General features: G+C 70.5%; 11 protein-coding genes. 8 read left to right on the forward strand and 3 right to left on the reverse strand.

Annotation, left to right across the window (positions count from 1 at the left end; all coding sequences use genetic code 11):
- On the reverse strand, window positions 1-223 hold a 223-nt coding region (gene ccsA / locus ACRWK7_RS25700; RefSeq protein ID WP_431859174.1), incomplete at its 3' end, for a cytochrome c biogenesis protein CcsA.
- A 151-nt stretch (window positions 224-374) separates the two neighbouring features.
- On the opposite strand from ccsA, the gene ACRWK7_RS25705 reads away from it, so the two are divergent.
- Both ACRWK7_RS25705 and ACRWK7_RS25710 read left to right on the forward strand, forming a co-directional pair.
- Window positions 375-629, forward strand: a complete 255-nt coding sequence (locus ACRWK7_RS25705) for a FitA-like ribbon-helix-helix domain-containing protein (RefSeq protein ID WP_431859175.1) — start codon at window positions 375-377, stop codon at window positions 627-629.
- Complete coding sequence (locus ACRWK7_RS25710; protein WP_431859176.1) at window positions 626-1,060, forward strand: type II toxin-antitoxin system VapC family toxin; 435 nt, start codon at window positions 626-628, stop codon at window positions 1,058-1,060. The genes ACRWK7_RS25705 and ACRWK7_RS25710 overlap by 4 nt, the downstream gene beginning before the upstream one ends.
- A gap of 3 nt (window positions 1,061-1,063) precedes the next feature.
- Here ACRWK7_RS25710 and ccmB read toward each other — a convergent pair whose 3' ends face one another.
- Both ccmB and ccmA read right to left on the reverse strand, forming a co-directional pair.
- Complete coding sequence (gene ccmB, locus ACRWK7_RS25715; protein ID WP_109120968.1) at window positions 1,064-1,729, reverse strand: heme exporter protein CcmB; 666 nt, start codon at window positions 1,727-1,729, stop codon at window positions 1,064-1,066.
- Window positions 1,726-2,412 (reverse strand): heme ABC exporter ATP-binding protein CcmA, encoded by a 687-nt coding sequence (gene ccmA / locus ACRWK7_RS25720; protein WP_431859177.1) that lies wholly within the window; start codon window positions 2,410-2,412, stop codon window positions 1,726-1,728. The genes ccmB and ccmA overlap by 4 nt, the downstream gene beginning before the upstream one ends.
- Window positions 2,413-2,565: 153 nt before the next feature.
- On the opposite strand from ccmA, the gene ACRWK7_RS25725 reads away from it, so the two are divergent.
- The 6 genes from ACRWK7_RS25725 to ACRWK7_RS25750 all read left to right on the forward strand — a co-directional run.
- On the forward strand, window positions 2,566-3,009 hold the full coding sequence (locus tag ACRWK7_RS25725) for an SH3 domain-containing protein (RefSeq protein WP_431859178.1): 444 nt from the start codon (window positions 2,566-2,568) through the stop codon (window positions 3,007-3,009).
- Window positions 3,010-3,410: 401 nt separating this feature from the next.
- Window positions 3,411-5,078 carry a putative transporter gene (locus ACRWK7_RS25730; protein WP_431859179.1) on the forward strand — a complete coding sequence of 556 codons (1,668 nt, stop codon included), beginning with the start codon at window positions 3,411-3,413 and terminating at the stop codon, window positions 5,076-5,078.
- Window positions 5,079-5,160: 82 nt separating this feature from the next.
- Window positions 5,161-6,840, forward strand: a complete 1,680-nt coding sequence (locus tag ACRWK7_RS25735; protein ID WP_431859180.1) for a putative transporter — start codon at window positions 5,161-5,163, stop codon at window positions 6,838-6,840.
- A 74-nt stretch (window positions 6,841-6,914) separates the two neighbouring features.
- Complete coding sequence (locus tag ACRWK7_RS25740; protein ID WP_431859181.1) at window positions 6,915-7,721, forward strand: ABC transporter ATP-binding protein; 807 nt, start codon at window positions 6,915-6,917, stop codon at window positions 7,719-7,721.
- 82 nt (window positions 7,722-7,803) lie between these two features.
- Window positions 7,804-8,640, forward strand: coding sequence for a lysine/arginine/ornithine ABC transporter substrate-binding protein (locus tag ACRWK7_RS25745; RefSeq protein WP_431859182.1), 837 nt, complete (start codon window positions 7,804-7,806; stop codon window positions 8,638-8,640).
- Between the two features lie 161 nt (window positions 8,641-8,801).
- Window positions 8,802-9,441: ABC transporter permease (locus tag ACRWK7_RS25750; RefSeq protein WP_431859183.1), on the forward strand; the 640-nt coding region annotated here is incomplete at its 3' end.

Raw genomic sequence — 9,441 nt, forward strand, 5'->3', positions numbered from 1 at the left:
CGGCGGCGATGGCCATGTTGGTGTAGACGAACAGGCTCATCCAGGCGGCCGGCACGTGGATGTACATGATGCGCACCGTCTCGCCCTGCTGGTAGTCCGGCGGCGAGCCGAGCAGGCTGAGGTACAGCCCCAGCACCAGCAGCACGACGGTGGCCCCCGCGCTCCACGGCAGGACCGCGGCCGCGATGCGCAGAAAACGGGCGGGGTTGGCGAAACGGTGCATGGTAACCCTGTCTCTTCGGCCGACTGACGGACGATATAAGCGCACACTGGCCCGAGCGCGAGGGGGTTGCCTTGACCTTCGTCAGTTTTGGGAGCGGTTGACCGTTTGGGCAGGGGGCGCGACATTGCTTCTGCGTGGCAGGGAGGCTCCCGTGGGCAACATCACGATCCGCAACGTCGATGACTCGCTGATGCAGGCGCTGGAGGAGCGCGCCTCGGTCGCCGGCCGTTCGCTGGAGGAGGAGGCGCGGCTGATCCTGGCGGAGACGGTGCAACCGGCACAAGCGGATTTCTGGGAACGCATGCGCCAACGGCGCGCAGGGTACGGGGGCAGGGTCTTTTCAGACAGCGGCGCGATTTCCAGCGAGATGCGCGCAGAACGCAGCGGCCTTGGGGGTGAGTCGTGAACAGCCTCGGGCCGACGATCGTCGTCGATGCCAGCGTGGCTGTGAAATGGCTGATCCCCGAGCCGGACAGCGAGATCGCGGAAAGGTTGTGCGAAGGGCGAAATCTGATTGCGCCCGAACTGATCGAGGTCGAGTGCGCAAATATTCTGTGGAAGCATGTTCGACGCGGGGAAATATCCCGAATCGATGCGTTCACCGGTATCCAGGATCTCCGCAGAAGCCCGCTGGACCTTATCCGGGACTCCGAGCTGCTGGTCGAGGCGCAGGGCTTGGCCAACGACTTCGACCATCCCATCTACGATTGCCTGTATCTGGCCTTGGCGCTCAGGAAGGGCGTCTCCGTCGTTACGGCTGATGCACGCTTCGCCCGCCTGCCTTTACGTTTCCCAATGATCGCCGGAAGCGTGGTCGGCATCGGCGATCTCCGTTGACCGCTACTCCAGCGCCTGCCGCAGCGCCGCCGCCCCCGCCCAGGGGGCCAGCGGCAGGCAGCCGGCCAGGATGCCGGCGAGCAGCAGCAGGTGCGGGCGGGGCGTCAGGCCGGTGACGGCGGCGTCGATGGCGCCGGCGCCGAAGATCAGCACGGGGATGTAGAGCGGCAGGATCAGCAGCGAGATCAGCACGCCGCCGCGCCGCGCCCCCAGCGTCAGCGCCGCGCCGATGGAGCCGATCAGGCTGAGGATCGGCGTGCCGATGGCCAGCGTCAGCACCAGCACGCCGAAGCCGCCGGCCTCCATGTTCAGCAGCACCGCCAGCAGCGGCGCCGCGACCAGCAGCGGCACGCCGGTGACCAGCCAGTGCGCCAGCGTCTTGGCCAGCACCACGGCCTCCAGCGGCAGCGCGGTCAGCGACAGCAGCTCCAGCGAGCCGTCCTCGTAGTCGTTCTGGAACAGCCGCTCCAGCGACAGCAGCGAGGCGAGCAGCGCCGCCACCCAGATCACGCCGGCGGCGATGCGCGCGAGGATGTTCGGCTCCGGCCCGACGCCGAAGGGGAACAGCACCACGCACAGCACGAAGAACATCACCGCGATGGTGGCGTCGGACCCCTGGCGCAGCGCCAGGTGCAGGTCGCGCCCGACGAGGGCGAGGAAGCGGTTCATACGGCGTGCTCCCCGTCGTCAACCAAATGGTCCTCTTCGTCCTCGTCGTCGTGGGAGACGGGACTGAACTCGTCGAGCTGCAGGACCCGGTGGCCCGGCAGCGCGATGTCGGCGTGGGTGGACAGCATCACCATGCCGCCGGCGGCGCGGTGCTCGGCGATGATGCCCTCCAGCAGGCGCACCGCGGCGCGGTCGAGCGCCACCGTCGGCTCGTCCAGCAGCCACAGCGGCGCCGGGGCGGCCAGGATGCGGGCCAGGTTGAGGCGGCGCTTCTGCCCGGCCGACAGGTAGCGGCCCGGCACCGGCGCGATGTGCGGCACGCCGAAGCGGGTCAGCGCGTCCAGCGCGTGCGCCTGCGGATCCGCGGCGCCGCCCAGGCGCGCCCAGAAGGCGAGGTTCTCCAGGGCGCTCAGCACCGGCTTCACGGCGTCGAGGTGGCCGACGTAGTGGATGCGGCGACGGTGCTGGTCCGGCTCGTCGCGCACCTCCAGGTCGTCCCAGGCGAGCCGGCCGCGGAACGGCTTCAGCAGGCCGGCCAGCATGCGCAGCAGGCTCGACTTGCCGCTGCCGTTGGGGCCGAGCAGCATCATCGCCTCGCCCGGTTCGATGCGGAAGTCCAACTCGGTGAAGACGAGCCGGTCGCCGCGCAGGCACGTCAGCTCGGTTCCGGCGAAGGCAGGCATGGGCGGGGCAAGGTCCTGGAAGGGCAGGCAGGTCGGAGGCGAGCTATAGCACACGCCCGCGGCACCTCAAAAAAATCTCAGCAGCACGGACTTCACCGTCGGGGCGGGCGTGCTAAACAGGGGGCCTCGTCCGACGCAACACGCTCCCGACGCATGCGCATTTCCCGATTCGTCCCCGTTCTCGCCCTTATGCTGGCCGCGGCACTGGCCGCCTGCGGCACGCAGTCGCGCCCGCCGCCGGTGTATTCGCCGCCCGTGGCGAAGACCCCCGGATTCGAGCCGGTGGCCGGCAAGTGGGTCGCCGGCACCGACGGCACGCTCCGCGCCGCCGCCAGCCCGGGCGCCGCCGTGGTCGGCCGGCTGCCGCCCGGCCAGCCGGTGAACGTGGTTGGCCGCGTGCCCAAGTCCGACTGGATCGCGGTCTCGCACAATGGCGCCACCGGCTACATCCGGCTGCACATGCTGCGCCTGCAGGACAGCGCCGCGCCCTCCGTGAAGGGGGCGTCCACCGTGGTGCCGAAGGCGGCGGACAACGGCGGGCCGAAGGTCAACGCGGCGCCCAGGGGCAAGATCGAGGCGGCGCCGATCGCGCAGTAGGGCGCCTGCACCTACCCCCACCCTAACCCTCGCCCGCTGGGCGGGGGAGGGGACTGCCGCCGCACGCCAACAAAGCTTCTGCCTCCTCCCCCGCCCGGCGGGGAGGGATGGGGTGAGGGGCTGGAACGGCTGCGCCCGGCGTCTGAGGGAACGGATAAACAGAAAAAACGGCCACCGCAGGGGGCTCTGGCGGTGGCCGCGGATCCAGCCGGGGCTGGCTGGGGACGCCGGGGTGAGCGTCCTTTAGTATGGGGGTCGCGGAAGCGCCGGGCGGCGTCCGCGGCGCGGTGTTGATCGCGCTCCCCCTTCGTGTACGCGGAGAAAGTGGCGAAATTTTGATTTTTGTGGCCTGCACAGCTTATGCATGGAGGGCCCGCCGCCACAGGAACCGTTGCCCCGCCATGCTCGACCTCTTCCAGGGATTGTCCGACATCGCCCGCGTCCTGCTGACCCTCAGCGCCGTGGCGATCAGCGGGCTGGCGCTCGGCCACGTCAAGGTGCGCGGGGTCGGGCTGGGGATCGGCGGCGTGCTGTTCAGCGGGCTGGCGGCGGGGCATCTCGCGCGGGTCTACGGCGTGTCCTTCGACCACCACGTCCTGCATTTCATCCGCGAGTTCGGGTTGGTGCTGTTCGTCTACACCATCGGCATCCAGGTCGGCCCCGGCTTCTTCGCCGCGCTGAAGCGCCAGGGACTCGGGCTCAACCTGATGGCGGCCTCCATCGTCGTGCTGGGCGTGCTGACCGCGGCGGCGATCCATCTGGTCGGCGGGGTGCCGCTGCCGGCGGTGCTCGGCATCTTCTCCGGCGCGGTGACCAACACGCCGTCGCTGGCCGCCGCGCAGGAAATCCTCGGCGCGGTCGGCGCCTCGGGCGCGGAGCAGGCGACGCCCAGCCTCGGCTACGCGGTGGCCTACCCGTTCGGCATCGCCGGCATCCTGATCGCCATGGCGGTGGTGCGCCACGTGTTCCGCATCGACCCGGTGGCGGAGGCGGAGGCCTTCGAGCGGCAGCGCCGCGCCGCGCTCGAGTCGCTGGAGGGGCTGGACGTCGCCATCCGCAACGCGGGGGTCGCCGGCCTGCTGGTGAAGGACGTCGTGCGCAGCCGGGAAGGCGTGGTGGCGTCGCGCATCCTGCACGACGGCCGGCTGGAGGTGCCGCACGCCGACACGCGGCTGGAGCCGGGCGACGTGCTGCACCTCGTCGGCCCGCGGCCGAAGCTGGAGCGGCTCAAGGCCTACCTGGGCCAGGAGTCCGACGTGGCGCTGGTCGGCCGGGACGCCGACATCCGCTGGGAGCGCCTGGTGGTCACCGACGACCGCGTGCTGGGCAAGAGCATCGCCCAGCTCGACCTCGTCGATGCCTACGACGTGGTGGTCAGCCGGGTGAACCGCGCCGGCGTCGAGCTGGTGCCGTCGCCGGCCCTGCACCTGCAGTTCGGCGACATCCTCACCGCCATCGGCCGGCCGGCGGACATCACCCGCGTCGCCGCGCTGTTCGGCAACTCGCACCGCCGGCTGCAGCAGGTCGAGTTCATCCCGGTGTTCATCGGCATCGCGCTGGGCGTCCTGCTGGGCTCCATCCCGCTGTTCGTGCCGGGCATGCCGGCGCCGATGAAGCTCGGGCTGGCCGGCGGGCCGCTGGTGGCGGCCATCGTGCTGGCCCGCGTCGGCCATCTGGGGCCGCTGGTCTGGTTCATGCCGCCGGCCGCCAACCTGGCGCTGCGCGAGATCGGCATCATCCTGTTCCTGGCGGTGGTCGGGCTGCTGTCCGGCGGGCGATTCGTCGAGACGCTGCTGTCCGGCGACGGTTTGGTGTGGATCGGCTGCGGCGCGGTCATCACGCTGGTGCCGCTGCTGGTAGTCGGCCTGGTCGCGCGGCGGGTCAAGCGGATCAACTATCTTTCGTTGTGCGGCCTTTTGTCCGGGAGCATGACCGACCCGCCGGCCCTGGCCTTCGCCAACGCCATGACGCCGAGCGAGGCGCCGGCGCTGGCCTACGCCACCGTGTACCCCCTGGTGATGTGCCTGCGCATCCTCGCACCCCAGATACTCGTCCTCTTGCTGTGGTGACCTCGGAAGGAGTATTGCCCCGGCGTCTTCGCGCACCATTCCTTGCGCTGCACCACCCGCCGATCAGGACGGCCGACGCCCCATGCACTTCCTCGCCGACGCGCTGCACGCCATGCCGACCATCGCCCGCGTGGTGTTCGTGCTCGGCCTCGTCTCGGCGGCGGGGCTGGCGCTGGGGCACATCAAGGTGCGCGGCGTCGGGTTGGGGATCGGCGGCGTGCTGTTCGCCGGCATCGCCGGCGGGCATCTGGCCAAGCAGGCCGGGGTGACCTTCAACGCCGAGATGATGGACTTCATCCGCGACTTCGGCCTGATCCTGTTCGTCTACACCATCGGCATCCAGGTCGGCCCCGGCTTCTTCGCGGCGCTGCGCGCCAGCGGGCTGCGGCTCAACGCGCTGGCGCTGCTGATGGTGGGCCTGAGCGTCGCGGTGACGGCGGTGCTGGCGGTGACCGGCGCGGTGCCGCTGGGGGCGTCGCTGGGCGTCTTCGCCGGGGCGGTGACCAACGCCCCCGCGCTGGCCGCCTCGCAGCAGGTGCTGACCGAGGTGGGCGCGGACGCCGCGGTGATGGCGCTGCCGGGCCTCGCCTTCGCGGTCACCTACCCGTTCGGAATCGCCGGCAACCTGTTCACCATGGCGCTGGTGCGCATCGTCTTCGGCATCGACCCGCAGCGCGAGGCGCAGGCCTTCGAGGCGGAGCGGCGGCGCGAGGTGTCGGCGCTGCACACGGTGAACGTCGCCATCCGCAACGCCAGCCTCGACGGCGTGCGGCTCGGCGCGCTGTCGACGCTGCCCAGCCTGGGCGTGGTGGCGTCGCGGCTGCTGCGCGCGGACCGGCTGATGGTGCCGCACCCCGAGCTGGAGCTGCGCGTCGGCGACGTGCTGCACCTCGTCGGCCCGCGGCCGAAGCTGGACGAGTGCTGCCTGTATCTGGGCGAACCGGCGGAGGCCAGCCTGACCACCCAGGGCACCGACCTGAAGTGGGAGCGCATCGTCGTCACCAGCAACGCCGTGCTCGGCAAGCCGATCGCCGCGCTGAACGTGCAGGGGCTGTACGGCGCGGTGATCAGCCGCGTCACCCGCGCCGGCGTCGAGCTGGTGCCGAGCGCCGCGCTGCGGCTGCAGTTCGGCGACATCCTGAACGTCATCGGCCCGCCCGACGCGCTGAAGGCGGTGGCGCGGCTGATCGGCAACTCCGAACGCCGGCTGCAGACCGCCGAGATGGTGCCGATGTTCCTCGGCATCGCGCTGGGCGCCATTGTCGGCTCGATCCCGATCTTCCTGCCGGGCATGCCGGCGCCGCTGCGGCTCGGGCTGGCCGGCGGGCCGCTGATCGTGGCGATCCTGCTGGCGCGACTCGGCAACCTGGGGCCGCTGGTGTGGTTCATGCCGCCGGCCGCCAACCTGGCGTTGCGCGAGATCGGCATCGTGCTGTTCCTGGCCGTGCTGGGGGTGGCCTCCGGCGCCCGCTTCGTCGAGACGCTGGCCAGCGGGGCGGGGCTGCCCTGGATGGCGTGGGGCGTGCTGGTCACGGCGATCCCGCTGCTGGTCACCGGGCTGGTGGCGCGGGGCGTGATGAAGCTGAACTTCCTGACCATCTGCGGCGTGCTGGCCGGCGCGCAGACCAACCCGCCCGGCCTCGCCTACGCCAACGCCGTGGCGGTGTCGGAGGCGCCGGCGCTGGCCTACGCCACCGTGTACCCGCTGGCGATGTGCCTGCGCATCCTGGCGCCGCAGGTGCTCGTCCTGTTGCTGTGGTGAGCGAAAATCCGCTTTCCCGGCCGCGGCCGGCAGACTAGCTTGGGCTGTCTTTCCCTATTGGTCACACCACCTCCATGCACCGTCACCCGCCGACCAACCCCAACGCGCCCGAAGCCGTCGTCGTCCAGGACCTGCACAAGCGCTTCGGCAGCCTCGAGGTGCTGAAGGGCGTGTCGCTGACGGCGCGGGAAGGCGACGTCATCACGCTGATCGGTTCGTCCGGTTCGGGCAAGAGCACGATGCTCCGCTGCATCAACCTGCTGGAGGTGCCGGACGAGGGCCGCATCGTCATCGGCGGCGAGGCGATCGCGCTGAAGAAGGCGCGCGGCGGCCGCACCGTGCCGGCCGACGCCAAGCAGGTCGACCGGATCCGCACGCGGCTGGGCATGGTGTTCCAAGGCTTCAACCTGTGGACCCACATGACGATCCTGCAGAACGTCATCGAGGCGCCGGTCCACGTGCTGGGCGTGCCGAAGGACGAGGCGGTGGATCGGGCGAAGCGCCTGCTCGACAAGGTCGGCATCCTGGCCAAGGCGGACGCCTACCCGGCGCAGCTCTCCGGCGGGCAGCAGCAGCGCGCCGCCATCGCGCGGGCGCTGGCCATGCAGCCCAAGGTGATGCTGTTCGACGAGCCGACCTCGGCCCTCGATCCCGAGCTGGTCGGCGAGGTGCTTCTGGTCATCCGCCAGCTGGCCGACGAGGGCGCCACCATGATCCTGGTGACGCACGAGATGGACTTCGCCCGCGAGGTCGCGTCTGAGGTGGTGTTCCTGCACCAGGGCCGCATCGAGGAGCAGGGACCGCCCGACAAGGTGCTGGTGAACCCCGATTCCGACCGGGTGCGACAGTTCCTCGCGCGGCACCTGTCGAATTCCGCTTGACCCGGTTGTGGAAAGCCTACAGGTGAACCCGCGGCCCGCCCGCCAGAAGGCGGGCCGCGTTCCGAACAGAGGAGGCAGGAGCATGAAGAAGGTTATCGCGGCGCTGGCCGTCGGCGCCGCCGTGGCGCTCGCGTTCGGTGGAGCCGAGGCGAAGGACTGGAAGAAGGTGCGCATCGGCACCGAGGGCGCCTACGCCCCGTGGAACATGACCGACGCGTCCGGCAAGCTGGTCGGCTTCGAGATCGACCTCGGCAACGACCTGTGCAAGCGCATGAAGGTCGAGTGCGAGTTCGTCGCGCAGGATTGGGACGGCATCATCCCGGCGCTGCAGCAGGGCAAGTACGACGCCATCATGTCGGCGATGACCATCACCGACGAGCGCAGGAAGATCCTCGACTTCACGGTCCCCTACGGCAACGACCCGTCGAGCTTCATCACCGACAAGAAGTCGCCGCTGGCCGCCATGCCGAAGACCGAGATCCTCGACATCGAGACGCCGGCCGGCAAGAAGGCCATCGACGACCTCGCCAAGGCGCTGGCCGGCAAGACCGTCGGCGTGCAGACCTCGACCACGCAGCTGGCCTTCCTGGAGAAGCACCTGCCGAAGCTGTCGGTGCGCACCTACGACAAGATCGACAACGCCGGCATCGACCTGGCGGCGGGCCGCGTCGACGCGGTGGTCGGCGACCGCTCGGTGCTCGAGCCGATCATCAAGGAGGACAAGGGCGGCAACATCGTGATGTTCGGCCCGAACCTCGTGCGCGGCGTGCTGGGCGAGGGCATGGGCCTCGGCCTGCGCAAGCAGGACGCGGACCTCAAGGCGATGCTCGACAAGGCCATCGCCGAGGCCACCAAGGACGGCACCGTGTCGAAGCTGTCCAAGCAGCACTTCGGCTACGACATCTCGATCAAGCAGTAAGGGGTAAGGCCCTCCCTCGCCTCCGGCGGGGGAGGGAGGGGCCCCAAGCGCAGCTTGGGGTGGGTGGGGGCAGCGGCTCCGTGCGGAGGCCGTAGCCCCCACCCTCCCGCGTTCCGCGGGTCCCTCCCTCCCCCTGCGGGGCAGGGGGAGGGCGGATCAGCATGCTCGACCTCCTTTCCTTCGGGCCGCAGGGCTGGGGCTGGCAGATCCTCGGCGGGGCGGGGATGACCGTCGCCGTGGCGGTGTCGGCGTTCGCGCTGGGCGTGGTGCTCGGCTCGCTGGGCGCCGCCGCCAAGCTGGGCGAGAGCCTTCTGCTGCGCGGCGTGGCGGAGGTCTACACCACCGTCGTGCGCGGCGTGCCGGAGCTGCTGGTCATCTACCTGCTGTTCTTCGGCGGCAACGGCATGATCGGCGCCGTCGCCCGCGTGTTCGGCTATGACGGCTACGTCGAGCTGAACGCCTTCTCCATCGGCGTGATGGCGGTCGGGCTGATCTCCGGCTCCTACTCCACCGAGGTGATCCGCGGCGCCGTGCAGTCGGTGCCGCCCGGCCAGATCGAGGCGGCGCGGGCCTGCGGCATGGGCCGCTGGCTGATCCTGCGCCGCATCCTGGTGCCGCAGACGCTGCGCTACGCGCTGCCGGGCCTCGGCAACGTCTGGCAGCTGACGCTCAAGGACACGTCGCTGGTGTCGGTCACCGCGCTGGCCGAGGTGATGCGCGTCGCCCACCTGGGCGCCGGCTCGACCCGGCAGCCCTTCATGTTCTACACCGCGGCGGCGGTGATCTACCTCGTGCTGACCA

Source organism: Azospirillum sp., from assembly GCF_050789165.1.